Here is a 24,547-nt window from a genome sequence, read left to right on the forward strand (position 1 = left end):
TGACGGTGGCGGCACGTTCAGTGAGGGGTCTGCCGGGAGGAGTCCGCCGATGCCACGCGGGGAGATCGACGAGGCCTGGATCGAGGAGGCGGTGCGGCGCTACCGGCGCATCGAGTCCCTGCAGGCCGAGTTCGACCAGGCGGTGGCGACGGTCGAGGTCACCGTCCGCTCGCCCGACGGGCTGGTCGAGGTGGTGGTGACCGCCGGCGGGCGGATCACCGACGTGCGCTTCCTCGGCCCGCTGCACGCCCGCAACCCGCGGGACGTCGCCGGCTCCGTGCAGGCCGCGGTGACCGCCGCCGCCGACGCCGCGCAGTGGGCCCGGGAGAAGCTGCACAACGAGACCTTCGCGGCGTACCGGCCGCTCGCGGGGGCGTGACGTGGAGACCCTGCACGCCCTGGCCGCCCGCCTGGACGAGGCGAGCGCCACCCTGGCCAGCCTCGCCCATGCCGTCACCGCCAGCGACCCGGCCCACCCGGCCTTCGGCGCCCAGGCGTCCGGGCGGCCCGGCGAGATCGGCCGTGCCCTGCACCGGCGGTGGACCGACGCCACCGACGACCGGGCCCGGGAGGCCGGCGATGCCGCCGCCCGGCTGGCCGCCGCCGCGGCCGCGCTGCGCAGCGCCGCCGACCGGTACGCAGCCGCCGACGACACCGCCCGGCGGCGGCTGACCGGGGAGGCCTGATGGACGCCCTGGACCGAATCGCCGCGCCGGGCCTCGACCTGCTCGCCCGGGTGGACGCGCTGCTCGCCGCCGGCGCGCCGGAGGGGCACCGGCTCTGGCCGCTGCTGCGCCGCATGCAGGTGCTCCCCGGCGACGCCGTGCGCGACTTCCTCGACCTGCAATCCGCGCCGCTGGCGACCGCCGGCCACGCGGTCCGCCGGCTCGTCCGGGCGTACGACGACGCCTGCGCCGCCCTCACCGATCCGGTGGCCTGGTCCGGGCCGGCCGCTTCCGCGTACGACGAGGCGCGCGGGGCCCTGCTCCGCCACCTCGACGAGGGGCCGGAGAGCCTGGTGGGGCGGCTGGAGTCGACCGCCGGTTACGCCGACGCGCTGGCCGAGTGGGTGGAGGGGAGCCGGCTCGCCCTGGCCCGGGCGCTGGCCGACGTGCTGGGCTCCGCCGAGGCGGTCACCGTGCTCGCGGCCACCCGGTCCGGTGGCGCCGCCGACCCCGCCGGCGCGTACGCGGCGGCCGAGATCGCGACCCGGGTGCTGGCGGTGCTCGGCGTGGCGTACGACGGCGCGGAGACGCTGCTGCGGCAGTGGTCGCCGAGCCTGGCCGAGACGAGCTGGCGGGAGGGTACGGCCGCCACGCCCCGGTACGGCGGGACCACCCGGATCGGGCGCTGAGAAGGGTCGACGGGCGGCCGGGGCGCCGCACGGGCCACGGCGTCGCGCACCGGGCCGGCGTGACCGGGCTCCGGCGGCGACGCCGTGGCCTTCCTTCCCCTGCACCCCCCGCAGGTCTGCCTTCACTCAACGCTCTTGGTCGCGGTTTGTCCCCCGTGTCCGTCGTGATTCAGCCGTCCGGGCGAGGATCAACGGCACGAGGGGGTGGGGGTCGGTCGGTCGAGTCGACGATCGTGGATCGCTGCGCGCCGTGACCGTCCGGCGACGCCCGGCCGGGCCGGCGCGCCCGCCGCGTCGTAGGGTGAGGGGCATGGGCATGCTCTGCGCGGTCAGCTTCAACCGGTACGGGCGCCTCTACTACCTGGACCCGGGCGAGCTGCGCCCGCAGGTGGGCGATCGGGTGCTGGTGCCCACCGACGACGGGCCCGAGGTGGCCGAGTGCGTCTGGGCCGCGCAGTGGGTCACCGAGGACACCGACGGCTTCCCCAAGCTGGCCGGGGCGGCCCAGGAGGAGGATCTGCGCCGCGACGAGCTGCTGCGCCGGCGCAAGGCGGAGGCGAAGGTCGCCGCGAAGCGGCTCATCCGGGAGCACGGCCTGCCGATGAAGGTGGTGGCGGTCGACCACGTGCTGGGCGCGCCGGAGACCGGCAGCGACCGGACCACCATCTACTTCACCGCCCCGCACCGGGTGGACTTCCGCTCGCTGGTCCGCGACCTCGGGGCGACCCTGCGCTGCCGGGTCGAGCTGCGGCAGCTCTCCGCCCGGGACTCGGCGCGGGTGCAGGGCGGGATCGGCTCCTGCGGCCGTGACCTGTGCTGCGCGACCTTCCTCAACGACTTCGAGCCGGTCACCATCCGGATGGCCAAGGACCAGGACCTGCCGCTCAACCCGCTCCGGATCTCCGGCGCGTGCGGTCGGCTGATGTGCTGCCTCAAGTACGAGCACCCGCTCTACCAGCGGTTCCAGGAGTCAGCACCGGCGATCGGCAGCCGCGTCACCACGCCGGAGGGGGACGGCAAGGTCGTCGGCCACAGCGTCCCTCGCGACTCGGTCACGGTCCGCCTGGACGCCGACGGATCCCGCTGCTCCTGCAGCCGAGCCTCCGTCTGCGCCCCCCGCCAAGCCCACGACCAGCACTACACCCCCTGACCGCACCCGCTCCCTCGCTGCATTGAGCAAGACGTTTTCGTCACCCAGGGTCGCCTTCCGGAGTGGGCGTCAGGTGAGGGTGATGGGGGGCTCGGCGAGGCGGGGGGTCAGGGGCGTCCTGGGGGTCAGCCAGGAGGCGGTGGGGGACTGCTCCTGGTTGAGCTGCCAGGTGTGGGAGACCTTGTCCAGGGCGATGGGGTAGAGCGTGAGGGTGCCGTCGGGGTCGATGCGCATCCGGAGGAAGGACTTCGAGTCCTCGATGCCCTGGCCGGCGAAGAGCTCGTTGACGTTCACCCCGAACGCCCCCGCGACCAGCAGGTAGAGCGCCACCACCTGGCTGGAGACCAGACCGATCACCGGACCGTAGACGACCGCCGCGGCGACCGCGGGCAGCGGCCACGGCCAGTCGTACAGGGGCAGCTCCAGCCAGGCCCAGGTGCCCGCGGCGGCCAGCGCGACGTGCGCCAGACCGTGGCCGACGCCGAGGATCCAGTGCCGGGCGTGCCGTTTCCCGCCCGCGCTGGGCGGCTTGGCGAAGAACGCCGCGCTCAGCAGCGTCACCACCAGCATGATCACCAGCGGTACGCTGAGCAGCCGCTGCTCCGTGGTGCCCACCCGGTTCGCCGTCACCCCGGCCATCGCCAGCATCAGCAGCGTGTGCAGCGTGCCGAGCAGGGTGGTGAAGCCCGGGTTGCGGAACGGCAGCCGGGCGAAGATGCCCCAGCCGTAGCGCCGGGAACGGCCCTTGTCGGGGTAGCGGGCCTCCAGGTCGTACTCCTGGGTGCGGCTGGCGCGGCGGGCGAGCGTGTCCCGCGGCGGCACCTCCAGCCGCTCCGGCAGCTTGTGGGTGGGGTACAGGTAGGCGCCGCCGCCACCGCAGGTGATCAGCTGCCGGTCCGGGCCGGTGTAGCGGGCGTAGTGGTGCAGGTCGCCGGAGACCAGCAGCCGCACCTGGGCCCCGGTCGGGGCGATGATCGTACGGATGAAGTAGTCGATCGAGTCGTACGCCGTGGGGTGGTCCGCGGCCTTGACCCAGGTCGGCGCCGGCACGGCCAGGATCACCCGGGACCGCGGGGTGAGCTTGCGCGCCACCTCGTCGAAGTAGGTGAGCTGCGGGTCGTCCAGGTACGACCCGGACTGGTCGTCGAGGCCGAGCAGCCACCAGCCGGCGGGCAACTCCACCGCGAAGTACGACCGGGACTGGCCGGTGCCCCAGCCGGCGAAGTGCCGGTCCCGGGAGCGGACGAAGAGCCGCAGGAAGGCGGTCAGGCCGTCGTACCAGTCGTGGTTGCCGGGGACCGCGAAGAGCGTGGGCCGCTCGGGCGGCGACACCGGCAGCGCGGCCTGGTAGGGACCCTTGCACCGGTCCTCGTACGCCTCGTAGGACGCCGACGGGTAGACCTGGTCGCCACCCATCACCAGGGTCTGCGCCCGGGGCAGCCGGTGCCCGTCCACCGTCAGCTCCGGCTGGGCGAGCAGGTAGGCGACCGAGTAGGTGGCGTCGAAGCCGTCGCCCAGGTCGGCCACGTAGTCCAGCCAGAGCCCGCCGTCCGGCCCGACCTGGCGGAAGATCCCGTCGCCGAACGCGTTCTGCAACTCCCGTTTGTCCAGGTACGCCCCGAAGAGCATCGCCAGCAGCGTCCGGATGCCGGTGCTGATCAGCAGGAACGGCGCCAGCCACGGCACCGGCTTGCGCGGGGTGAAGCCCAGCTCCAGCGGATCGCTGCTGAGCGGCCGGCGCGCCGCCCGCTCGCCCGGGTGCGCCTCGGGGATCGGCTGCTGCTCCGGCCCGTGATCGTCGCTCACCCGCCGCAGGGTAGTCCGGACCGCTTGCGAGCGCTGTCCGGCGAACGACCGACGTTTCGTCGATGTCCGGATCCCGGTCCCGGGGGATCCCGTTCGGCCCGGGGCGGGGGTGTGCCGTACACTTGACGATCGTTGCCGCCTTAGCTCAGTCGGCTAGAGCGACGCACTCGTAATGCGTAGGTCGACGGTTCGATTCCGTCAGGCGGCTCGGTACAGAAGCCCAGGTCAACGGCCTGGGCTTCGCCGTTTCCCAAGGTCGACCACGCCACCGCTGGCGGGTCGAGTCCTTAGATAGTCCTTGTCCCGTGCGGCGACCGCCTCGTCTAGGCGGTTGGCGACCGCGTCCAGGTCGTCACCGAACAGAGATGCCGTCGCGGCTCACCTCGCCGGGCACCACAAGGGCTACCAGCCTCCCCGGACGGGGCCAAGGTCGTTCGTCCGGTAGGGCGCTCCACCTTGTCCCCGTCCGGGGAGGCTGGACGGTCTGGCGACTGCCCGACGAGGAGATCCGCCGAGCCGCAACAGGTGGGAAAGCCACTCGCTTTCCCGGAACGGTGCTTGCCATCATGTCCGGGTGAATTCCCGCGTGGTCACCCTGCGCCCGATGCGTCAAGACGAGTACGAGAACTACACGACGCGACGGGACATGGAGTACGTCGAGTCCCTCGCCGAGACCATGCCGGCCGAGGCCGCGATGGAGAAGGCGCGACAGGATCGCGCCCAGTTTCTGCCCGACGGCTTGGCGACGGAACGCCACCGCCTTCTGGTAGCCGAGAACACCACGGGCCAGGTCGTCGGCTACGCGTGGGTCGGGTTGGAGGAGCCACGAAGCAAGACGACCGATACAGCGTGGCTCTACGACATCAGCGTGGAAGAGCCCTACCGGCGATCGGGCTATGGAAGAGCGATCCTCGCGGCCGTAGAGGCGGTGGCACGGGAAGCGGGTGCGACTCGGCTTGGGCTTAACGTGTTCGGCCACAACGCGCCCGCGATCTCGCTGTACCAGACATGCGGCTACGACGTCACGGCCCAACAGATGGCGAAACGCCTGTAGTGGATAGGGCGGCCGCACCCAGGCCGCGCCGGGCCATCCACGGGCCACAACCTGGTGTCACCGGGGGTCACACCAGGCCGCGCGAGAGCGTATCGATCAGGCATAGGACAGCACTCATAGCCGGTCTTGTGCGATTCCCAAGATGACAGTGCGGGTTCGATTCCCTGGCCGACCTCGACGACAACCCGATCGAGTGGGGGCAGCGCCCGTAGGTCGGGGCTCACCCGGGGAACGAGCCGACCGGCACGCGCTCGCGCAGCTCGGCGGCGAAGGCGGTGAGCAGCCGGCGCAGCTCGTCCCGGATGCCGTCGCGGACGAGCAGCCCGTCCGGCCCCACGGCGTCGTGGGGCACGGTCAGCCGCACGCTGGCGACCTCGCTGATCTCCGCCGACACGTAGCCGAGGACGACGCGGAGGGTGGCCTGCGCCCCGTCACCCCGGCCCGGCGCCGCGACGTTCAGGATCGCCACCGGCTTGCCGTACAGCTGTCCGCCGCCGACGGTCCAGTCGAGCACGTTCTTGAAGCTGCCGGGCAGCGTGCCGGCGTACTCGGGAGTGCACAGCAGCATGCCGTCAGCCGCGTCGATCCGTTCCCGCAGCCGGGCGACGGCCGTCGGCAGCGGGCCCGACTCCTGGTCGAGGTCGGGGTTGAACGCCGGCAGGTCCGCCAGCCCGTCGTACAGCTCGGTGGCGACGCCGGGCGGCGCGACGGCGGCGGCGGCCAGCAGGGCGGCGGTGTTCGTGGACGCCTGGCGGGTGCTGCCGGAGACCAGCAGGATCGACACCGGCGGGTCGACCGCCGCGTACCGCACCTCGTCGCCGTCCTGGCCGGTGACGGTGAAGCCGGCGCGCTCCAGGACCCGACGGCTCGGCTGGTTGTCCTGCTCGGTGCCCGCGACGATCTGCCGGATGCCGGGCCGGGACAGCAGGTGGCGGGTGATCGCGGCGACCACCTCGGTGCCGTAGCCGCGGCCCCGGAACGGCGCGGCCAACCCGTACCCGATTTCGATGTCCCCCCGTTCGTCGGCAGCGGTGTGCACGCCGCAGTCACCGACGACCACCCCGTCGAGGGTCACCAGCCAGCCGAACGCGCGACCGGCGGCGATCCCGTGCAGGCCGTCGAGGGTGTCCGCATGTGGCCATCCGTCGCCGGGGGTGAGGCCGCTCAGATCGCCAACCCGTACCGCCTCGGCGGTGCCGGCGTCCAGCGGGACGAGGACGAGGTGGGCCGTGGTGAGCCGAGGTGCGGCGAGAGCCGAGTCAGCGGGCATGACACCCAGTTCTAGCCGCCTGATGCGACCAGGACCAACGAATTTCCGTGCCCTGCGGCATCACACCCCCGCCAGTGGTGGCTACCTAAAGGCCTTTCCCCTGCTAGGTCCCGGTCCGTGCAGGTGGTCCGGGGTAGGCAACTTTTTCTCATAATCCGTAGGTCACCCAGTCTCGGCCTGCTTGTGTCCACCGCCGCGGATCTCGGCCCAGCAGTGCTCGCACCAGATGTAGTCCGCCTGCTCCACCAGGTGCACCTTTTCGCCGAGTGGTAGACCCTGAAGAACCTGGAAATCAATCGGCCTGCACCCACGGTCCCCGGTCGGTTTCGATGCCGACCACCACTTGGACCGGGTCGCCGTCCTCGCCCAACTGCTGGCCGATCAGCGCGTGCAGGCCGGCGATCCCCGCGATCCCTTCCTCGAGTTTCGCCTTGCCCAGCCGTCGGCCCGCCTCGTTCTGTATCTCGACATCGTGGTGGTCCTCGGCCCAGTCGTCTCCCACGAACAGCACGTCGTCCTCCCGCAGGTCCACAGCTGCAACGGGGAGTGCTCACCCGCCAGCGGCTACCGGACCCGAGTCTGCCGTAGCTGACCCGGTAACTCTCATTAGCAACGCCGCCGGACGGGTGAGGACGAGCGCGGACGGCCGCAGGCGTCGGACCACTGGCCGAAGTCTGCGCTGAACCGCTCTGGACGGCCTAGCCAAGGCTACGGATCAGAGGGTGAGCGGTCTGCATCTAGTCCGCAAGAGGTCGACGGACGGCGGGGGAGTGGTGCGAGATGTTGAGAGGTGTTTCCGCTGCTAAGCCCCCATACGCCCAGGTCGTCGGCGCCGGCAATTTGATCTCGTAATGCGTTGGTCGACGGTTCGATTCCGTCAGGCGGCTCGGCACAGAAGCCCAGGTCATCGGCCTGGACTTCGCCGTTTCCCGAGGTCGATCACGCCGCTGCTGGCAGGTCGAGTCCTTAGATAGTCCTTGTCCCGTGCGGCCCGCCTCGTCTAGGCGGTTGGCGACCGCGTCCAGGTCGTCACCGAACAGCCCCGCGTACACGTCCAGGGTCATCGACGCCGAGGCGTGCCCGAGCATCCGCTGCGCCGCCTTGACGTTGGCGCCCGCAAGGTCGTTCGCCCGGTAGGGCGCTCCACCTTGTCCCCGTCCGGGGAGGCTGGACGGTCTGGCGACTGCCCGACGAGGAGATCCGCCTCCCCTGGCGGCCGGGTTATATGTTCTCTCGGTCGCCCTACAGATGGCGGCATGGCAGCCGGTCGGGAGGCTTCTGTGGGTGTTCTATACGACTACTTCCGCGCTTCTGACGAGGAGGCTGTCGCAAAGCTGATGGCCGCTACGGACGGCGGCCCTGTGGTGCGAGAGGGAGACTCTCCTGCCGTGGATGGCGTGGATGGCGTGGATGGCGTGGATGGCGTGGATGGCGTGGATGCCGTGGACGCCAAGGGCATCGATCCGCCCGTAGTCCTCGGCAAGGTCGTCTCGTTCGCTCTCGACGTGCCATGGGCCGCCGACCTGATCGGGGACCGACTCATCTGGCCCGATGGCGCTGGTGAGGACCCTGAGTACGAAGGACCCTGGGTAGTTGAACTGAGCGAGCGCGCCCGGGATGCGCTTGCCGAAATCCCGGACGACCGGTTGCCGGGCCTGGCCGATCGGTGGTCACACATCGAGGAGCTGTCCTACTACAGCGACATGCAGCCGGAGATCATGCTGTCGCTCTTACGGGAATTTGTTGGGCTGGCACGCAGAGCACGCACGAGCGGGGAAACCATCTACTGCTGGATCTGCCTCTAACAGCGGTCGACAGCAAGGTTGCAGATCATGAGGGGCCGCCTTGCCTGTACAGCCATCCGTACAGCCAAGGCCGCGCACTGAGGCCGACATCGCCCGACAACCACGGACGGGCTGACCAGGGGCGCAGCCGCCCGACCAGCCATCCCTGATCTTCTTCTAATCCCAAGGCCGCTGCGGGCCGCCCACGCCGACGCCTGACAAACGTCATGGAGACTCGTCCGGTAGGGCGCTCCACCTTGTCCCCATCTGGGGAGGCTGGAAGGTCTACGACTGCCCGACGAGGAGATCCGCTGAGCGGCGGACACCGCTGGACGACTGTCTGCGCAGCTTGATGGTTCGCTCAACTCCGGCGGAGCGATTCCACCGATTGGCCAGGACGCCAGCTACCTGCGGGCGCTGGTCGATGGTTCGTTGCTGGCTCGCTCGGTAACGAGCCGCCTCCCGTTCTTGGCGGCCCAAGCAGGGCGACGACTGCTGCCACGATCGTCTCGATGGCCGGAGCTTCATCGTCTGAGGTGTCGATCTCAACGACGGCGTCGACGCCCTCCGGCGGTTCGAAAAGCGACCGCTTCATCTCGCCCCGCTGAAACAGGGACAGGAGCTGCTGGTCGATGGCCCCGCCTTCGGCCGCCCGAGCGCCAAGTCGCCGGTCGATGACCGCCCCCTGGGCGACGACGTGAACAGCCAGCACTCGGGTGCCACACGCGAGCAGCACACCTAGCAGCTCGTGGGACAACACCGAGGACTCCACGACGAAGCTCACCCCTGAGGCCGCGAGCAGCCGGACTGCGTCGACCATCACGGCCTCAGCCCGGAGGCTGACGGGACCGCCGGCAACGTGGAAGTCCCGGTCGAGCCGGACCCGGCCGTCCTCGGCGACGGAGGCGGAGGACAGCCCAAGACCAGTCTTGATCTCGTCGCGGGTCAGGAACGGGATACCGAAGCGGCCAGCCGTTGCAGAGGCAATGGTGGTCTTCCCAGCCCCCGGACACCCGCATACAGCGACCACCACCGGCCGTTCCCTCACCAACATCCGCCGATCCTGGCAGAACCGCAGACGTGCTGTCGACGTGCCGAGCGTGAACACCAAGGCGTCACGGGCCATCCATGGGCCAGTAGCAGCGGCCCGCAGCGGTCATGAGCGGGCACCAGGGGCAAGTAGCTCCGCCGTTGGCCGCAGGCGTTTCGGGCATCACGACCGGTTGAGCACGCGCGTCCAAACTGAGGTTCCCGCATCAAGACCAGGGCGTCGCCCGGCGACGGGCGAGGCGACCCGCAAGTCGGGATCAGCTCTGCACGGTCCGCATGACGATGGTCTGGCGGCCACCTTCCACACCGTAGAACCACCACGTCCCCTTCGGGGCGGGCGGAAGAGTCTCTCGGAGCAGCTGCGAGATGCCCTGACCAAGCTCGACCACCGGCGCCGTATCCAGGACCTCTTGGACTGGTGCCGCGAGGGCGAGGCCCGCGTGCTCATGCTGGAGAGCGAGGGGGTGACCGGTTACATCGTCACCGTTGCCGTCGGGTGGTGCGAAGGCGTGTTGTCGGACCTGCAGCCGTCGTTCTTCAACAGGTTCAGCGCGTACGACCCGGTGTGGCCGGCCAAGCCGCTCACCGGAGTCGGCGGTGGGTTCGACATTGCCTCTCCGCAGGAGGTGGCGGAGGCGTTCCTCGCCGGTCTGCCGGAGGGCGTACGCCGGGAGCGGTACCGCTACGTGCACCTGCTCACGGCGGTGACCGAGCAGGACGACCGCCGGAGCCGGCACAACCTGGGCCTCTTCCTCACCGACACGGACCCCGAGGAGGCGAAGCGGCTGGTCCGGCTCCAGCCTTGTCACGCCCGCACCTCCACCGTGGCCAGTTCCACACCCACCTGGGGGAGACCCGCGGAGCTTGGCACTGACGTCCGCGGTCGCGTCCGACCGCACACGCTGTCGCTCACGCGGCAATTCGGGTGGGCCTGGACGGTGACGGGCGCAACGGCCGGCCGGCTGTGCTGGTGCCGGCTTGAAGCCGAGGACCGCTTCTTCATCCATGTCGGCTGGGACCAGTAACCGGCCGACAGCGGTTTCTGGGACGAGGTTGCCGCTGTCGCCGCAGAGCGCGGCGCCGTGCTTCTAGCAGAGGTTTACGTCTACAACGCCGCCCGCTGGCACCGCATTACGCCCAGCAACCTCGATGCTGTCCGGACACGGTTCGCCCCCCCCCGAGCCCGGCTACTGGTCTGGCCTGACCTGCAGACTGACGTCGGCGCTGCGCTGGCGAGCCTGCCTGACGAAGGTGTTAGCGAGATCATCTGGCCGGACCACAACTGTCAGCTCAACGGCCAATGCCTTGATGAGGCGGACCACGCGGCACTGCGTATCCGGTTGACCGACGCCCATGGCGCCATGGTCCTTTCCATGTTCCTGGCCGAACGTCACCCACTGCTGAGTGCCGTCTTACCCGATCCGGACGGCGTCCTGCGCCTGGCGGCGCCGGCCAGCTTCCACGCGGGCAGCTTCTCGCTGACCTCGCCGAACTGATCCGCCCCCCACTCGATAGAAGCGCGGGATAAGGTCAGCGGCCATGGCCAACACGAGTCGACACCTGGGGTTGGGGCACGGTAGCGCGTTCGGCGAGCGCGGTATCGCCAAACGGCTGGGCACGCTTGGCCGCCGTACCGCGCTCACCGGCCGGCGGCTGCTCGACATCGGATGCGGTGACGGCACCTACACGATGCGATTGGCCGGCGCGTTCGAGCAGATCGAGGCGATCGACATCCAGCGCGATCGGTTGGAGCTGTTCCGGGAGCGGCTGGCTACCGACCCGGCGGCGGCGGACAAGATCGCCGTTCGCGAGCTGTCGGTGAGCGAGCTCGACTATCCGGACCGGAGCTTCGACCTGGTCACCGCGATCGAGGTAGTGGAGCACGTGGACGATCTCGACCGTGCCCTCCGGCAGGTGCACCGGGTACTGACTCCGGGCGGCCGGTTCGCGCTGACCACGCCGAACCGCTGGTTCCCGTTCGAGACGCATGGCTTCCTGGTGCGCGGAAGGCGGTATCGACCCTCTCGCGGCCCGTTCCTGCCGTGGCTGGTGCCACTACACCGGCGGCTGGCCGATGCCCGCTCGTTCACCGCGCGCGGCCTGACCGGACAGCTGCGCCGGGCCGGGCTCGAACCGGTGGCGGTAGACTACATCATGCCGCCGTTCGACCGGTCGGGGCTCGGCCGGCGGATCCGCCCAGTCACCGACGCGATCGAGCGGTCACCGCTGAAGTTCTTCGGGATGGCGCTGGTCGTGGTCGCCCGCAGGCCTGGCTAGCGAGCGGGCCGGCTTCGCGTACCGGCACGAGGATGTCGCCCGCGCGGCCCGCGAGCGGGCGGAGATCGGCAGACAGCGCCAACCTGCTGGCGATGGTCAGGGGGGTTGCCCCTGGAGCGTGGGCACATGTTGCCTTGCGGCTCTGGCTAGGGCAGCGGATTGCGCTGTGGCTCAGCCGGCTTGGAACAGCTCGGACAGCGCGCTCGCCAGCGGCTCCAGCACGGCCGGTGTGTAGGGCGGTCGCAGGTATACGATCGCGAGTTCAGCGCCGGCTGCGCCGAGGGCCGCGGCGGTTGCGGCCGTCTCGGCCGGGTCGCCGGTGAATTGCACCTGGCTGGACAGCAGGATCTCCGCCGGGTCGCGACCGATATCCGCGCAGCGCTGGTACAGCACGTCCCGCGCCCGGCTGAATTGCTCGACCGTGCCGCTGTCGAAATTCCAGTGCTGGGCGAAGCGGGCGACCGTGCGCAGCGTGCGCTTCTCGCCGCTGCCGCTGCCGCTGCCGCCGATGCAGATGGGCGGGTGCGGCTGCTGCACGGGCTTGGGGTTGCACCGCGCGTCGGACAGCTCGTAGTAACTGCCCTTGAACGTGGTGGTCTGGGGCCGGACGGGGGAGCGGGAGCGCCTGCAAAAAGGGACGGTGGACGGTCACGGCGGCGGACGGTGAGGCGCTGGGACGCTCCCGGGGCGGGCCGACCACGAAGATCCATATCGCCGTCGATCGGCGGGGCCGGCCGTTGGCGATCCTGCTCACGCCTGGTCAGGCCGGCGACAACCCGCAGCTGTTCAACGTCCTGGACGCGATCAGCGTCAACCTCCCGGGCCCGGGTCGGCCGCGCAAGCGTCCGGACATGCTCATCGCTGCCAAGGTGTACCCACGAGTCCACCCGCGCCGCGCTGCGTCGGCGCGGCATTGCCCACACCATCCCCGAGCGATCCGACCAGATCGCGGGCCGCGCGACCATGGGCAGTCGTGGCGGACGCCCCCCCCCGCCTTCGACAGAGGCATCTACCGCGAACGCAACCAGGTCGAACGCTGCTTCAACCGGCTCAAACAATGGCGCGACCTGGCCACCCGCCACGCCAAACGCGCAGCCACTACCGCGCCTGCCTCGTCCTCATCGCCGCGCTGCTCTGGCCTCGATGACCGGAGGGCCCGCGTCATGCGCCCTTGAGGTGCAAAGACAGGACCAGCGCAGAGGAGACCGCCAGCTCACGGTCGAGTAGCTCATCTCGGGGGACGAACACCATGGCTCCTCCCTCGCCGAGTACTACGTCCTCCTGCCGCGCCCTGGTGGTGCCACAGAACACGTGGACCGTCACAGTGTGAGGGAAGGCGGCCTCATACGGACGCGGACCACTCCACAGCGGGTGCAGCTCACCCGCTGTCAAACCCGTCTCTTCCCGCAGTTCCCGGCGGGCTGCCTCCTCAGGCGACTCGCCGGGCTCGACGTGGCCGCCTGGCAGGCTCCACTGGTTTGGCGAGGCGGCCACGTCTTCATCGCGGTGCTGCAGAAGCACTGCGCCTGAGGGATCGATAAGCAGCACGAGCGCGACGTCATAGGTGGCCACTGCGAGATCGTGCCATGCCCGATACACGCGGAGAGGACCTCACAGAAGCTTCCCGTGGCCGTTCTGGCTGCGAGCCGGCCAGCTTGGTCCTCCTCGCGGTCATTCTGGTGGTGCCGCCACCCAGCCGACCAGGCGGGAGGCTAGCCCGCGTCCTGGGCGCAGATCGCGGTCATCTCGGCCATGTAGTCGGCCAGCGGATCGAGTCCCGCCGCTGCCCGTCGGTGCTCGACTCCCGCCTCGTCCTTGATCGGCGTTGCGAAGGCGGGGCCCTTCGGGCCGCATTGGATCTGCGTCCCGTACACCTGTGGCTGCCCGTGGGCGACCGCCACCCGATCCTCGAGATAGGCGAGGTTGCCCGGCGAGGCCTGGCCGTCAGCCACGGCATCGCGCAGCATCTCGAGCGCCTTCTGCTGGAATGCGGGGTCGAAATCGGAGTGCTGGGCGATCGTCCACGCGGCGTCCCCACCGTCCTTGCCGACGAGATCGACGGTGGGCCAGCCGTGTCCATCGATGATTTCCTTCAAGCGGGCGGTGCGCGCCTCATCACCCTCGCCTTGGGGCCCGCCGGTGCGTTCGGCCTGGTCGCGCTTGAGCATCCCGACCAACTCGTCGTGCAGCGCCTGGTTGAACTGCACGATGGCTGCTGATTCCCGCGGCTCGGAAGGCTCCGGAGAAGCGGAGCACCCCGCGGAAGCCAGGAGGGCGGCCAGCGACAACAGGACTCGTAGCAGAGCTCTCATGGGCACCCTTCCGTCCGCCGATTGTCGTGTGCCGTGATGCCGGGTCTCAAGGGGCCGTCCGAGGCTGGGCCGATGCTGTTGTGCTGGTCAGGCGCTGATGCAGGGGCGTACGGGTGCTGTGGTCCCTGGACTTGTCAGCGGGCGGCGAGGAAGTCGAGCACGCGCTGGGTGAGCAGCTTGGCGGCGTCGGCGTCGTAGGACGGCAGGCTGGGGTCGGCGAACAGGTGCCGGTCGCTGGGGTAGACGAACAGCTCCGCGTCCTCGGCCGACTCGACGAGCGCGCGGGCGGCGTCGATGTCACCCTCGCCGGCGAAAAAGGGATCGGCGTCCGCGCCGTGGATCTGTACCGGCACGCCCGCCGGCCAGGCGGTCCCGAACTCCGAGACGGGGAGGCAGGACTCGAACAGCAGGGCCCCGCGCGCGCCGGCCCGGGTCTGCGCGAGCTTCTGCGCCGGCAGCACGCCGAGTGAGAAGCCCGCGTAGACGAGCTCTTCGGACAGCCCGTCCGCCGCTCCCACGCCTCGATCGAGCAGGTTGTCGAAGCCCACCTCCCGGGCGTACGCCAGGCCGTCGTCCAGCGTCGCGAAGGTGCGGCCGTCGTACAGGTCCGGCGTGTGCACGGTGTGCCCGGCTCGGTGGAGCTCGTCGGCGAAGGCGAGGACGCCCGTCGTCTGACCCTGCGCGTGATGGAACAACAACACCTCAGCCATGCGGTCTCCCCGGTCTCGGATGGGATCTTGCCACGAACACTCCAAAAGTTTAGACTGTTCGACAAATGTCGAGCAATACCCAAATCCCGGATTACGACCTGCCCGACACGGTCGAGGTGTCCACACCTGCGCAGTTGCGCGCGATCGCCGACCCGCTGCGGGCCACGATCCTCGACCTGGTGCTCGAGCGGGCCGCCACCGTGGCCGAGCTGGCCACGGCCGTCGACCGACCAAAGAGTACGGTCGCCCATCACGTCAACGTGCTGCTCAAGGCCGGGATGCTCCGCGTCGTCCGCACCCGGCGGGTGCGCGCCATCGACGAGCGGTACTACGGACGCACGGGCCGCACCATCCACGTGGGCGTGGTCCGGCGCCCGGGCGACACGACGACGCCCGTGTGCGTCAACGGCCTGTCCGTCGCGGCGGCCGAGTCGGTGCCGGCCCACGAGGCGGACACGCTCTACACGACGGTGCGCCACGCCCGCATCCCCAAGGAGAGCGCGGCGCAGTTCTGGCGGCGCGTCGAGGCGCTCATCCGGGAGTTCACCGAGCTGCCGCGCTCCGGCGACACGGTCTACGGCTTCGTCGCCGGCCTCTACCCGACCGGCCACCCCATCTTGCCCGACCCGGACCACGCGCCGGCCGTGGACTCGGACTGAGGACGTCCGCCGTCATTCGGCTCGTCGGCGCGATCCTGGCCGACCTGGTGCCCTGGTCAACGGCTGCTGCGGAGCGCCCGTCGAGCTACCGGTTCACTGCTCCGGCCGAGTCGAGTGATGGTCCTCCTGGCTTCCGCTGGCGGCAACACCGACCAGGTCCCGCCCGCACGCATCCCCCGGGGTCACTCCTGACCGCCACCGCCGCGCCGACGCTTCACCCTTGCGATCTCCCCCGGGATCGGTAGCCAGTAGAAGGGGATCAGCGCGGTGATCACGGCCACGCCGAGGACGGGCAGGAGGGCGCCGAGCAGGATTCCGGCGGCGATCCAGAGGGGAGCGAGCCGGAAGCGCCTGCCGATGGCTCGGGCAGCGGCGGGATCGACGGTGGTGCCGAGCAGCCGGCGACCGCGGCTCGCGTACCCCCAGATCGCGTTGAACAGAGAGGCTGCCAGCCCGAGCGCGAGGCCGTAGAAGACCACGGCAGTCCGCTGCCCGTGTCCGCCGCGGAACGCGGCCGCCAGAACGGAGGCGGCGAATGGCAGGAACGCGATGCTCATCAACAGCAGGGTGTTGAGCAACAGCACCACCCAGTCGGTGCCGCGGAGGTGATCGAACATGACGTGGTGGTTGGCCCACACCTGCCCGATGAGAAGGAAGGTGAGGGCGTACGACAGGTAGGACGGCCACAGCGTGGCGAGGCCGTGGGCCAGGTGCCGGGTGTCCTCCGGCGGGCTGATCTCCAGAACGAGCAGGGTGATGGAGATGGCGAAGACCGCATCGCTGAAGGCGACGAGCCGCGCGGGATTGCGTTCCGCGCCGAACGTCGTTGACCTTGCCGGTCCACGAACAGGTTCTGCCACCGCCCAAGACTGGGACACGAACCGGCGCTGGGCGCGGAGCCGAGCGGCGTGTCACCCAACGCCGCGAGCTTTGTGGTCATGGTACGGGTCAGTGGGCGCCGCCGGCCCTGCCGACGTAGGCGTGAGGGCGTGGTGGGCCATGTTTGGGGCTGCCGCCGTCGGATCGACCGGTACGGAGTGACCAATCAGGATCGTGCCCACCACGAGCGCGATGACGCCTGCGACCCAACCGATCAGCAGGCCCAGGCCGAGGCCCCGGTCCCCGTTCAGGACCAGCACACCGCCAGGCACGGCACAGCAGGCGAACAGCGCCAGCTGGAGGAGTATCACCAGGCAATCCACCATGAATAACGAGTCGGGACTCGCGGAGTAGACGAACGTGTAGAACGAATAGAGCCACAGGCCACTTGCGGGCACGTGGCCGGCGACGGCGATGCCGATACCGGCGGCGATCCGGCCACGTCGGGCCGACGGCGGGCGGCGCGGCAGCTCAGCCGGTATCGGTGGGGCCGGTGGGAGCCCTGCCCATTCGGGATCGGGCGATGGAGGCGCTGTGGCCATCACCACCCCCGTTGACGGTCGTCGTCCGTCATCGGGTCGAATTCGCCGAGCGTCTCCGGCGGACGCCCCCGAGCGGCCCCCAGGCGCTGGGCGTAGTCGGGCATGAGAATTTCGACCAGCGCCTGGTCGTGGCTCAGCTTGAGGACGACCGCTCCGCGGCTCATGCCGACGAACGTAACGCAGCCGGACAGACGCATGGCCCACTCCTGTCGTCCACCCCGGGACGACGAGCACCCGCTGGCCTGACCGGGGCCTCCCGGTCCGCGGTGGCCGAGCGTGTGTAGGGTGACGGCCGTCAGCGACGAGGGGAGGTGAGCCCGGTGAACACCCAATGTCACGTCTGGGCGCTCCACCCGGCCATTCCTTTCAGCTGACCTCGCGTCGGGGAGCGTCCTCCAACCGGAGGAACAATGACCTTCACCCCGTTCAGCATCGACGTATCCGACGAGGTACTCGATGATCTGCGGGCCCGTGTGGCCCGTACCCGCTTCACGGACCGCAGTGGCGACCGGCCCTGGCAGGGTGGCGCCGATCCCGACTACCTGCGGGACCTGGTCTCCTACTGGCTCGACGGGTTCGACTGGCGGGCTCGCGAGGCCGAGCTCAACGCACTGCCGCACTACCGGGCCGAGATCGGCGGCCGGCACCTGCACTTCCTTCGGGTCGCCGGGAAGCGTCCGGCGGGCGCGCCCGCTCCACTGCCGCTGATCCTGAGCCACGGCTGGCCCAGCAGCTTCGTGGAGATGCTGCCGCTGGTCGACCGCCTGACCGACCCCGCCCGCTACGGGGGTGACCCGGCGGCGGCGTTCGACGTGGTGGTGCCCTCGCTGCCCGGGTTCCTCTGGTCGGAGCTGCCGGAGGGTCCGCTCACCCGGGCCACGATGGCGCGGACCCTGCACCTGCTGATGACGGATGTCCTCGGCCACCAGCGGTACGGCGCCTTCGGCGGTGACGTCGGCGGCGTGGTCACCGGTTGGCTGGGCGCGCTGTACCCCGCGCAGGTGGCCGGCATCCACATGATCCACCCACCGTTCCCGGCCAGCTTCGACGCGCATCCGCTCTCCCCGGCCGAGCAGGCGTATCTCGACGCGGAGGTGGCGTACGACCTGACCGACGGGGGTTACAGCGCCATCATGGGCACCCGACCGGACACCATCGCCGCGGCGCTGATCGACTCCCCGGTGGGGCTGGCCGCCTGGCTCGTCGACAAGTACCGGGACTGGAGCGACAACCACGGGGACCTGGAGAGCCGCTTCGACCGGGACACCCTCCTGACGATCATCACCCTGTACTGGGCGAGCGGCTCGATCGGCTCGTCGTTCCGGCAGTACTTCGACTTCGACCACAACAGCCCACGACCCGACATCACGGTGCCCGCCGCGTTCACGGTGAGCACCGAGCCCTCGCAGGCCAACTTCCCCCGGGAGATCGCCGAACGCGCCTGCACCGACATCCGGCACTGGAGTGAGCCGGGCCGGGGCGGGCACTTCATGCCGCTGGAGGAGCCGGACCTGCTCGCCGGTGAACTGACGCGGTTCTTCACCTCGCTCCACCGGCCCTGATCGGTGGCGGAGCCGGGTCACCGATCCGGCTCCGCCCCCCGGGGGACGGCCCGCCGCGGGATGCTGCTCAGCGGGCCGGGCGCAGCTGTTCGGCCAGGAAGTCCTCCCAGGTCCGTGCGCCCAGGTCGGCGCCGTCGAGCGTCAGGTTCTCGCCCGCCCGGTACGCCCGGCCGGCCTTCCCCGGCATCCGTACCGGCATCATCGGGCGGCGCTTGCCGCGGGCCCGCAGGTAGCCGCGGGCCAGCTCGGCCATCCCGTACACCCGGGGCCCGGCCAGGTCGGGCACCAGGCCGGCGGGCTTGTCGAGCGTCAGCTCCACGAGCCGGGCCGCCACGTCCCGCGCGTCGACCGGCTGGAGCCGGAGCCCGCCCGGGACCGGTATCACCGGCAGCTTCGCCATCTTCTGCATCATGGTGAGGACCAGGCCGTGGAACTGGGCGGCCCGCAGCGTCGTCCACGGCAGGCCGGAGTCGGCGATCGCCCGCTCCGCGTCCAGCTTCGACCGGAGCCAGCTCAGGGGGACCCGGTCCGCGCCGATGACGGAGATGTACACCAGGTGCCGTACTTCGGCGCGGGAGGCGGCCCGGACCAGGTTGCGGGTCGCCTCGTCATCGCCCTTGGGGCCTCCCGCGAGGTGCAGGACGGTCTCGGTCCCGGCGACCGCGGACTCGACGCCCGCGCCGGTGAGCAGGTCGCCGGTGACGTGCTCGATGCCGTTTCCGGGCTGGTGGTGGCCCCGGCTGAGCACCCGCACGTCGTGGCCGGCGTCCCGCAGGAGCGGTACGGCGAGGCGGCCGAGGGTGCCGGTACCACCGGTGACCAGGATGGGTGACGTCATGGTTGCTCCAAACTCATTCGGTCCGGGAGTCGGTCTCCCGGTCACATCGGCGGTGTTTCGTGGGTCTACCGCTGTGACACCCGGCGAGAAGGGAATGTGACCGGTGAACGAGCGCGAATGGCTGACCGGGCAGTTCGAGGAGCAGCGGCCCAGGCTGCGGGCGGTGGCGTACCGGATGCTCGGTTCGGTGAGCGAGGCGGACGACGCCGTGCAGGACGCCTGGCTGCGGGTCAACCGGGACGCTGACGGCGGCCGAGCGGCTGGCGTTCGTGCTGCACGACATGTTCGCCGTGCCGTTCGAGGAGATCGCCCCGATGATCGAGCGGACCCCGACCGCGGCCCGGCAGTTGGCGAGCCGGGCCCGCCGCCGGGTACGCGGGCAGGCCCCGGAGTCCGACCCCGACGCCAGCCGTCAGCGGGCGGTCGTCAGCGCGTTCTTCGCCGCCGCCCGCGACGGCGACTTCGACGCGCTCGTCGCGGTGCTCCACCCCGACGTGGTGCTGCGGGCCGACGGGGGGCTCACGCGGGCCCGGCACACGGTGGTGCTCACCGGCGCGCACACGGTGGCCGGCCAGGCGCTCACCTTCGGGCGGCTCTCCCCGTTCGCGCGCCCGGCGCTGGTCAACGGCGCCGCCGGCGTCGTGGTCGTCGTACAGGGACGGCCGGTCTCGGTCATGGGCTTCACCGTCACGGCCGGGAAGATCGTCGCCATCGACGTGCTCTCCGACCCCGAGCGGCTGGGCCGGCTCGACCTGTCGGTCCTCGACGGCTGACCGCCGTCGCGGGCCGGCCGGGTGGCCGGCTGGATTCCGTGGACCCGGATCAGTGCCCGCGTCGCGCCTCGCGCTCGGCGCGCTTGCGCTCGCGCTGCTCCCGGCTCCACTGCTTGCGCTTCTCCAGGTCCCGCTTCCACTGCTCCCGTGCCTCCTGAGAGCCGCCGTGGATGGCGTTGTCGACCGTTGCGGGGCCGGCAAGGTTCCGGTAGACCCAGTCCAGGACCCGGCCGCCCTTGCCCTGGTCCGGAGTCTTGTTCTCCTCCGTCACGTGTCCCACCCCTCGCCAGTGGTACTCCAACGATTGGTACACCAACTATTGGTACGGTAACAGCGAGAGGGAGGGACCGATCGGGATGGGTGACCTGAGCGACATCGATGATCCGCTGGCGCTGGAACAGCAGGTCTGTTTCGCCCTCTCCGTCGCGGCCCGTGGGGTGGTGGCCGTCTACCGCCCGCTGCTCGAACCGATGGGACTCACCCACCCGCAGTATCTGGTGATGCTGGCCCTCTGGCAGCACGCGCCCCTGTCCGTACGCGAGCTGAGCCGCCTCCTGCAACTCGACCCGGGCACCCTGTCGCCCCTGCTCAAGCGGCTGGAGGCGACCGGCTACCTCCGGCGCGAGCGTGACCCGGCCGACGAGCGCAGCCTCGCCGTGACGCTCACCGCCAAGGGTCGGGCGTTGCGGAGCCGGGCCGAGCGCATCCCCCCGGCCATCGTCGAGCGGCTGGGCATGCCGATCGAGGACCTCAAGCGCCTGCACGCCACGCTGACCGACGTCATCGAGGCGGCGCGGCAGGCGTCGAAGGCGCCGCCCGCCAACGACGGCGTGGGTTGAGGCCGGCCGCTGGTGAAACCCGTTGCCGTGGCTGTCGCCCCCGCGCAGAATGTGGCGTGCTGATCGACCACTGGCCCCTGCTCGGGCTGCGCGTCCGGACCGACCGGCTGGAACTGCGTCCGCCGACCGACGAGGAGCTGGCCGAGCTGGCTGAGCTCGCCGCGCGGGGGGTCCACGAGCCGGGCCAGCGGCCGTTCCTCACGCCGTGGACCGACCTGCCGCCCGTCGAGCGGGCCCGCCACCTGGTGCAGTCCCACGGGCACTGTCGCGGCTCCTGGACGCCACAGGACTGGGCGCTGGAGCTGGCGGTGTTCTCGGCCGGCCGCCCGGTGGGCGTACAGAGCATGCGGGCCCGGGATTTCGCGACCACGCGGGAGGTGCGGAGCGGGTCGTGGGTGGGCCTCGACTACCAGGGGCGGGGCGTCGGCCGAGAGATGCGCGCGGCGATGCTGCACCTGGCCTTCGCCGGCCTCGGCGCCGCGCACGCCACGACGGCCTCGTTCGTCGACAACGTCGCGCCGCTGGCGATCTCCCGGCGGCTGGGCTACCGGCCGGACGGCATCACCCGTGATGTCCTGCACGGCCAGGCGGTCGTCTCCCAGCGGCTGCGGTTGAGCCGGGAGGACTGGGAGCGGACCGAGCGACCGGCGGTCACCGTGAGCGGGCTGGAGCCGTGCCTGCCGCCCTTCGGTCTCGCGGCGGCGGAGTGAGCCGGCCGGGCCGGACGGGGTAGCTGTCCGGAACCGGCCCGGTCGATCGTCACCCCGGTGAAGCCGAGCGGTGGTGCCGTCACCACGCTCCCGACGGATGAGCCCGGCGAGCTCGGCTCGAAGCCGGCCCGCCGGGCTCATCCGGCAGGGAGGACGTGCGTCAGAGGTTGCGGCGCGGATCGGCCGGATCGGCCGGGAAGGCGCCCGTCCGGGGCGTCGGGACGTCGGTCACCACGTACTCGGTCTCGGTCTCCGGCGTGGTGGTGTCGTCGTCGCCCGACCGGTGCTTCGCCAGCGCCGCCGCGCCGGCCCCGGCCGCGCCCGCCAGGGCGGCGCCGGCCGCCACGGCCTTGCCGGAGACGCCGGCCTTGCCGTCGTCGCCCCGCGAGGCCGCGGCGTGCTCCACGCCGGGCGTGCCGAGGTTACGGCCGTCGTCGATCGTGCCGCGCCAGGCGCCGGTCTCGGTGCCCCGGGCCTCGATGTACGACTTGAACTTCTCCAGGTCCGCCTCGGCCCGCTTCTCGACGATGTGCAGCTTGTCGCCGGCCTTCTCGACCAGCCCCTCGGGCTCGTACTCGAGGGAGAGCCGGACCTGGGTGCGGTCGGTGCCGACCGGCTGGAAGTAGACGGCGCCGGCGTTGGTCGCGCCCTCGGTGGCGGCCCAGGCCACCTTGCGGTCCGGGACCTGCTCCAGGACCTTGGCGTCCCACTCGCGCTTCACGCCCGCGATCTCGGCGACCCAGTGCATCCGCTTGTCGTCGAGCTGGCGTACCTCCTGGACACCCCCCATGAAGCGGGGGAACTCCTCGAACTGGGTCCACTGGTTGTAGGCGGTGCTGACCGGAACGTTGACTTCGATGGACTTCTCGACCTTCGTGGTCATGGGTACTCCTTGTCGGTGAGTCGTCTTCTCGCGTCCACCGAACTTCCTACCCGCGAAAAAGACGCTCAACCGGGATGAACGGCGTGCACAAGGGACGGGCCCGCGACGCTCTGCTGGCGATCTCCGTCAGTCGTCCGCCGCCGGTTCGGGCAGCTCACGCAGCGCGCGGACCGGCGAGAAGACCACCCAGAGCAGACCGGCGAGGGCGCCGGCGGTGGCGATCCAGAGCGCCGGTCGTACGCCGAGGGCCTGGCCGAGCGCGCCGCCGAGCAGTGCGCCGATCGGCCGGATGCCGTAGTTGACCGTGCGCCAGACCCCCGACACCCGGGCGAGCAGCCGCCGCGGGGTGAGCGCGGTCTGCACCGAGCCGACGGCGATGTCCAGCACCATCACCCCGGCGGCGGCGAGGAACTCGGCGACGAAGAGCATGCCCAGCACCAGCGGCATGGGACCGTCGGCCAGCGGGACGAGCAGCAGCGGGGCGGGAAAGAGCAGGTAGCTGGCCACCACTGTCGGGCCGACGCCGAAGCGGCGGGCGAGCCGGCCGGTCAGCGCCGCGCCGATCAGCCCGCCCACCGCGCCCGCGCCGAGCACCGCACCGAGCACGCCGGGCGCGATGCCCAGCTCGCGGGTGGCGTACAGCACGAAGAGCGCGATGAACATGAAGTTGAACAGGTTGAGCGTGGTGGACCCGAGCAGGAGCGCGCGCATCATCGGCGAGCGGACCAGCACCCGCAGTCCTTCGCCGATGCCGAGGCCGGCGCCGCGCGCGGGCGCCGGCTCCGTCGGCCGGATCCGCCCCAGGAAGCACGCCGAGACGAGGTACGACAGGGCGTCGGTGACCAGCGCGACCGGCGCGCTGAGCACCTGCACCAGCACGCCGGCGAGACCCGGGCCGGCCACCGTCGACATCGCCCGGCTGCCGTTGAGCAGCGTGTTGGCCTCGACGTAGTCCCGGCGGTCGACCAGGGAGACGAAGAGCGTGCTGCGGGACACCTCGAAGAGGACGGCCAGCGTGCCGATCGCGAAGGCGACGACGTAGAGCTGGGTGAGGGCCAGCACGCCGAACAGGTACGCCACCGGCACGGTCGCCATCAGCAGCGCCCGGCCGACGTCGGTGAGCACCATGATCCGGCGCTTGTGCGGGTACCGGTCCACCCAGGCGCCGACCAGGAGCGGGAAGAGCAGGTTCGGGGCCAGCCCGGCGGCGGTCAGGTAGCCCATCTCGGCGGGCCCGGCCGCGGTGCCGAGGACGGCGAGCAGCGGCAGGGCGAGCGTGGAGACCTCGTCGCCGAAGAGGGAGACGGTCGTCGCCGACCAGTACCGCCGGAACGCCCGCTCGCGCAGCAGTCGGGGCAGCCGGGCGCGGCGCGCCCGGCGGGGCGGCGCGGCCGCCGGGGGCGGGCTGTCGACGACCCTCGCCGCGGACCGCTCAGTCATCGGCCCGGGCGTGGTCGTCCGGACTCGGGTCGTCCTCGCCCGGTCGCCCGCGGCCGGCCGCCGGGGGAGCGGCGGGCGCCGCGGCCGGCCCGTCCTCGATCGGCATGAGCATCTGGAAGAGCGCGACCGGCCGGGTGCCGTCGGGTCGGGCGGCCGGGTCGGTGCGGTCGTCGTACTCGGCGAGGAGGGCGTCCATCCGGCGGGTCAGCTCGGCCAGCTCGTCGGGGGTCACGTGCAGCAGCGCGTCGCTGAAGCCGGTGACCGCGCGCCAGGCCGTCGGCTCCTGCGCGCGCCGGGCCAGGAAGTCCTCGGCCCGTCGCACGTACCGGGCGAGCAGCACCGCGCTGAGCTGGTCGGTGGCCGCCCGCATCTCCGGGTCCTCGGTGCCCTCGTCCCAGGTGGTCACCGCGGCGGTGGCCCGCCAGGGCCGTTCCCGGCCGTCCGCGCCCGGCACCCGCTCGGCCAGCCCGTACTTGGCGAGCTGACGCAGGTGGAACGAGCAGCTCGGCACGCTCTCCCCGAGGTGCTCGGCGGCCCGGGTGGCGGTCATCGGGCCCTGCCGGCGGAGCAGCCCGATCAGGGCCATTCGCAGCGGGTGGGCGTAGCCGCGCAGCGAGACGGGGTCGGAGAGGTTCACCCGGGACAACGGCATATG

The 24,547-nt window shown here is 71.2% G+C and carries 28 protein-coding genes, 1 tRNA gene and 3 pseudogenes; 16 read left to right on the forward strand and 16 right to left on the reverse strand.

Going from position 1 to position 24,547, the window contains the following annotated elements; translation table 11 throughout:
- The first annotated feature begins 49 nt into the window (after positions 1-49).
- The 4 genes from ACTWO6_RS02260 (at position 50) to ACTWO6_RS02275 (ending at position 2,504) form a co-directional block, all read left to right on the forward strand.
- Positions 50-379 (forward strand): YbaB/EbfC family nucleoid-associated protein, encoded by a 330-nt coding sequence (locus tag ACTWO6_RS02260; RefSeq protein WP_446217971.1) that lies wholly within the window; start codon positions 50-52, stop codon positions 377-379.
- Position 380: 1 nt separating this feature from the next.
- Positions 381-686, forward strand: coding sequence for a type VII secretion target (locus tag ACTWO6_RS02265; protein WP_446217972.1), 306 nt, complete (start codon positions 381-383; stop codon positions 684-686).
- A complete protein-coding gene (locus tag ACTWO6_RS02270) occupies positions 686-1,354 on the forward strand; it encodes a hypothetical protein (RefSeq protein WP_446217973.1) in 669 nt (222 codons plus the stop codon). Before ACTWO6_RS02265 ends, ACTWO6_RS02270 begins: the two co-directional genes overlap by 1 nt.
- A gap of 310 nt (positions 1,355-1,664) precedes the next feature.
- Positions 1,665-2,504, forward strand: coding sequence for a PSP1 domain-containing protein (locus ACTWO6_RS02275; RefSeq protein WP_446217974.1), 840 nt, complete (start codon positions 1,665-1,667; stop codon positions 2,502-2,504).
- 69 nt (positions 2,505-2,573) lie between these two features.
- Here ACTWO6_RS02275 and ACTWO6_RS02280 read toward each other — a convergent pair whose 3' ends face one another.
- A complete protein-coding gene (locus ACTWO6_RS02280; protein WP_446217975.1) occupies positions 2,574-4,310 on the reverse strand; it encodes a metallophosphoesterase family protein in 1,737 nt (578 codons plus the stop codon).
- Between the two features lie 134 nt (positions 4,311-4,444).
- Here ACTWO6_RS02280 and ACTWO6_RS02285 point away from each other — a divergent pair.
- Both ACTWO6_RS02285 and ACTWO6_RS02290 read left to right on the forward strand, forming a co-directional pair.
- Positions 4,445-4,518 (forward strand) — tRNA-Thr (locus ACTWO6_RS02285).
- A gap of 396 nt (positions 4,519-4,914) precedes the next feature.
- Entirely contained in the window at positions 4,915-5,364 is a 450-nt protein-coding gene (locus ACTWO6_RS02290; protein ID WP_446220536.1) for a GNAT family N-acetyltransferase, read from the forward strand.
- Positions 5,365-5,584: 220 nt separating this feature from the next.
- On the opposite strand, the gene ACTWO6_RS02295 is transcribed toward ACTWO6_RS02290, so the two are convergent.
- Together ACTWO6_RS02295 and ACTWO6_RS02300 are read right to left on the reverse strand one after the other, a co-directional pair.
- On the reverse strand, positions 5,585-6,634 hold the full coding sequence (locus tag ACTWO6_RS02295; protein WP_446217976.1) for a GNAT family N-acetyltransferase: 1,050 nt from the start codon (positions 6,632-6,634) through the stop codon (positions 5,585-5,587).
- Between the two features lie 298 nt (positions 6,635-6,932).
- Positions 6,933-7,145 (reverse strand): annotated as a pseudogene (locus tag ACTWO6_RS02300) (IS110 family transposase); the annotation flags it as partial.
- A gap of 877 nt (positions 7,146-8,022) precedes the next feature.
- On the opposite strand from ACTWO6_RS02300, the gene ACTWO6_RS02305 reads away from it, so the two are divergent.
- Positions 8,023-8,439, forward strand: a complete 417-nt coding sequence (locus ACTWO6_RS02305) for a hypothetical protein (RefSeq protein WP_446217977.1) — start codon at positions 8,023-8,025, stop codon at positions 8,437-8,439.
- Positions 8,440-8,779: 340 nt separating this feature from the next.
- Here the strand turns inward: ACTWO6_RS02305 and ACTWO6_RS02310 are convergent, their stop codons facing one another.
- The gene (locus ACTWO6_RS02310; RefSeq protein WP_446217978.1) at positions 8,780-9,544 is read right to left on the reverse strand and encodes an AAA family ATPase; all 765 of its coding nucleotides are present in this window, start codon (positions 9,542-9,544) and stop codon (positions 8,780-8,782) included.
- Positions 9,545-9,878: 334 nt separating this feature from the next.
- Here ACTWO6_RS02310 and ACTWO6_RS02315 point away from each other — a divergent pair, with 334 nt between their 5' ends.
- From ACTWO6_RS02315 to ACTWO6_RS02325, 3 genes are read left to right on the forward strand one after another with little or no spacing between them, the layout of a single operon-like run.
- Complete coding sequence (locus ACTWO6_RS02315; protein ID WP_446217979.1) at positions 9,879-10,493, forward strand: hypothetical protein; 615 nt, start codon at positions 9,879-9,881, stop codon at positions 10,491-10,493.
- Positions 10,494-10,550: 57 nt separating this feature from the next.
- Positions 10,551-10,964, forward strand: a complete 414-nt coding sequence (locus tag ACTWO6_RS02320) for a hypothetical protein (protein ID WP_446217980.1) — start codon at positions 10,551-10,553, stop codon at positions 10,962-10,964.
- A 43-nt stretch (positions 10,965-11,007) separates the two neighbouring features.
- Positions 11,008-11,745 (forward strand): methyltransferase domain-containing protein, encoded by a 738-nt coding sequence (locus tag ACTWO6_RS02325; RefSeq protein ID WP_446217981.1) that lies wholly within the window; start codon positions 11,008-11,010, stop codon positions 11,743-11,745.
- Positions 11,746-11,916: 171 nt separating this feature from the next.
- On the opposite strand, the gene ACTWO6_RS02330 is transcribed toward ACTWO6_RS02325, so the two are convergent.
- A complete protein-coding gene (locus tag ACTWO6_RS02330) occupies positions 11,917-12,282 on the reverse strand; it encodes a hypothetical protein (protein WP_446217982.1) in 366 nt (121 codons plus the stop codon).
- 200 nt (positions 12,283-12,482) lie between these two features.
- Between ACTWO6_RS02330 and ACTWO6_RS02335 the strand changes: the two genes are divergently transcribed.
- On the forward strand, positions 12,483-12,920 hold the full coding sequence (locus ACTWO6_RS02335) for a transposase (RefSeq protein WP_446217983.1): 438 nt from the start codon (positions 12,483-12,485) through the stop codon (positions 12,918-12,920).
- On the opposite strand, the gene ACTWO6_RS02340 is transcribed toward ACTWO6_RS02335, so the two are convergent.
- The 3 genes from ACTWO6_RS02340 to ACTWO6_RS02350 all read right to left on the reverse strand — a co-directional run bounded on the left by ACTWO6_RS02340 (position 12,907) and on the right by ACTWO6_RS02350 (position 14,767).
- Complete coding sequence (locus ACTWO6_RS02340) at positions 12,907-13,317, reverse strand: NUDIX hydrolase (protein ID WP_446217984.1); 411 nt, start codon at positions 13,315-13,317, stop codon at positions 12,907-12,909. The genes ACTWO6_RS02335 and ACTWO6_RS02340 overlap by 14 nt on opposite strands.
- A 140-nt stretch (positions 13,318-13,457) precedes the next feature.
- Entirely contained in the window at positions 13,458-13,952 is a 495-nt protein-coding gene (locus tag ACTWO6_RS02345; protein WP_446217985.1) for a DUF6624 domain-containing protein, read from the reverse strand.
- Between the two features lie 239 nt (positions 13,953-14,191).
- Entirely contained in the window at positions 14,192-14,767 is a 576-nt protein-coding gene (locus ACTWO6_RS02350) for a dienelactone hydrolase family protein (RefSeq protein WP_446217986.1), read from the reverse strand.
- A gap of 65 nt (positions 14,768-14,832) precedes the next feature.
- On the opposite strand from ACTWO6_RS02350, the gene ACTWO6_RS02355 reads away from it, so the two are divergent.
- Positions 14,833-15,426 (forward strand): ArsR/SmtB family transcription factor, encoded by a 594-nt coding sequence (locus tag ACTWO6_RS02355; RefSeq protein ID WP_446217987.1) that lies wholly within the window; start codon positions 14,833-14,835, stop codon positions 15,424-15,426.
- Positions 15,427-15,608: 182 nt separating this feature from the next.
- On the opposite strand, the gene ACTWO6_RS02360 is transcribed toward ACTWO6_RS02355, so the two are convergent.
- From ACTWO6_RS02360 to ACTWO6_RS02370, 3 genes are read right to left on the reverse strand one after another with little or no spacing between them, the layout of a single operon-like run.
- Entirely contained in the window at positions 15,609-16,286 is a 678-nt protein-coding gene (locus tag ACTWO6_RS02360) for a TMEM175 family protein (RefSeq protein ID WP_446217988.1), read from the reverse strand.
- A gap of 51 nt (positions 16,287-16,337) precedes the next feature.
- Entirely contained in the window at positions 16,338-16,853 is a 516-nt protein-coding gene (locus ACTWO6_RS02365; RefSeq protein ID WP_446217989.1) for a hypothetical protein, read from the reverse strand.
- On the reverse strand, positions 16,847-17,044 hold the full coding sequence (locus ACTWO6_RS02370; RefSeq protein WP_446217990.1) for a hypothetical protein: 198 nt from the start codon (positions 17,042-17,044) through the stop codon (positions 16,847-16,849). Before ACTWO6_RS02370 ends, ACTWO6_RS02365 begins: the two co-directional genes overlap by 7 nt.
- Before the next feature lie 213 nt (positions 17,045-17,257).
- On the opposite strand from ACTWO6_RS02370, the gene ACTWO6_RS02375 reads away from it, so the two are divergent.
- Complete coding sequence (locus ACTWO6_RS02375; protein ID WP_446217991.1) at positions 17,258-18,409, forward strand: epoxide hydrolase family protein; 1,152 nt, start codon at positions 17,258-17,260, stop codon at positions 18,407-18,409.
- A gap of 67 nt (positions 18,410-18,476) precedes the next feature.
- Here the strand turns inward: ACTWO6_RS02375 and ACTWO6_RS02380 are convergent, their stop codons facing one another.
- A complete protein-coding gene (locus tag ACTWO6_RS02380) occupies positions 18,477-19,247 on the reverse strand; it encodes an SDR family oxidoreductase (protein ID WP_446217992.1) in 771 nt (256 codons plus the stop codon).
- Between the two features lie 103 nt (positions 19,248-19,350).
- Between ACTWO6_RS02380 and ACTWO6_RS02385 the strand changes: the two are divergent.
- Positions 19,351-20,020 (forward strand): annotated as a pseudogene (locus tag ACTWO6_RS02385) (sigma factor).
- Positions 20,021-20,069: 49 nt separating this feature from the next.
- Here the strand turns inward: ACTWO6_RS02385 and ACTWO6_RS02390 are convergent.
- Positions 20,070-20,291, reverse strand: coding sequence for a hypothetical protein (locus ACTWO6_RS02390; protein WP_446217993.1), 222 nt, complete (start codon positions 20,289-20,291; stop codon positions 20,070-20,072).
- An 85-nt stretch (positions 20,292-20,376) separates the two neighbouring features.
- On the opposite strand from ACTWO6_RS02390, the gene ACTWO6_RS02395 reads away from it, so the two are divergent.
- Both ACTWO6_RS02395 and ACTWO6_RS02400 read left to right on the forward strand, forming a co-directional pair.
- The gene (locus ACTWO6_RS02395; RefSeq protein ID WP_446217994.1) at positions 20,377-20,859 is read left to right on the forward strand and encodes a MarR family winged helix-turn-helix transcriptional regulator; all 483 of its coding nucleotides are present in this window, start codon (positions 20,377-20,379) and stop codon (positions 20,857-20,859) included.
- Positions 20,860-20,915: 56 nt separating this feature from the next.
- Entirely contained in the window at positions 20,916-21,569 is a 654-nt protein-coding gene (locus ACTWO6_RS02400; RefSeq protein ID WP_446217995.1) for a GNAT family N-acetyltransferase, read from the forward strand.
- A gap of 433 nt (positions 21,570-22,002) precedes the next feature.
- Here the strand turns inward: ACTWO6_RS02400 and ACTWO6_RS02405 are convergent.
- The 3 genes and pseudogenes from ACTWO6_RS02405 to ACTWO6_RS02415 form a co-directional block, all read right to left on the reverse strand.
- Positions 22,003-22,452 (reverse strand): annotated as a pseudogene (locus tag ACTWO6_RS02405) (SRPBCC family protein); the annotation flags it as partial.
- A 126-nt stretch (positions 22,453-22,578) separates the two neighbouring features.
- The gene (locus ACTWO6_RS02410) at positions 22,579-23,892 is read right to left on the reverse strand and encodes an MFS transporter (protein ID WP_446217997.1); all 1,314 of its coding nucleotides are present in this window, start codon (positions 23,890-23,892) and stop codon (positions 22,579-22,581) included.
- Positions 23,885-24,544, reverse strand: coding sequence for a winged helix-turn-helix domain-containing protein (locus ACTWO6_RS02415; RefSeq protein ID WP_446217999.1), 660 nt, complete (start codon positions 24,542-24,544; stop codon positions 23,885-23,887). The genes ACTWO6_RS02410 and ACTWO6_RS02415 overlap by 8 nt, the downstream gene beginning before the upstream one ends.
- Positions 24,545-24,547: the final 3 nt, after the last annotated feature.

It is taken from the genome of Micromonospora sp. IBHARD004 (assembly GCF_052814115.1).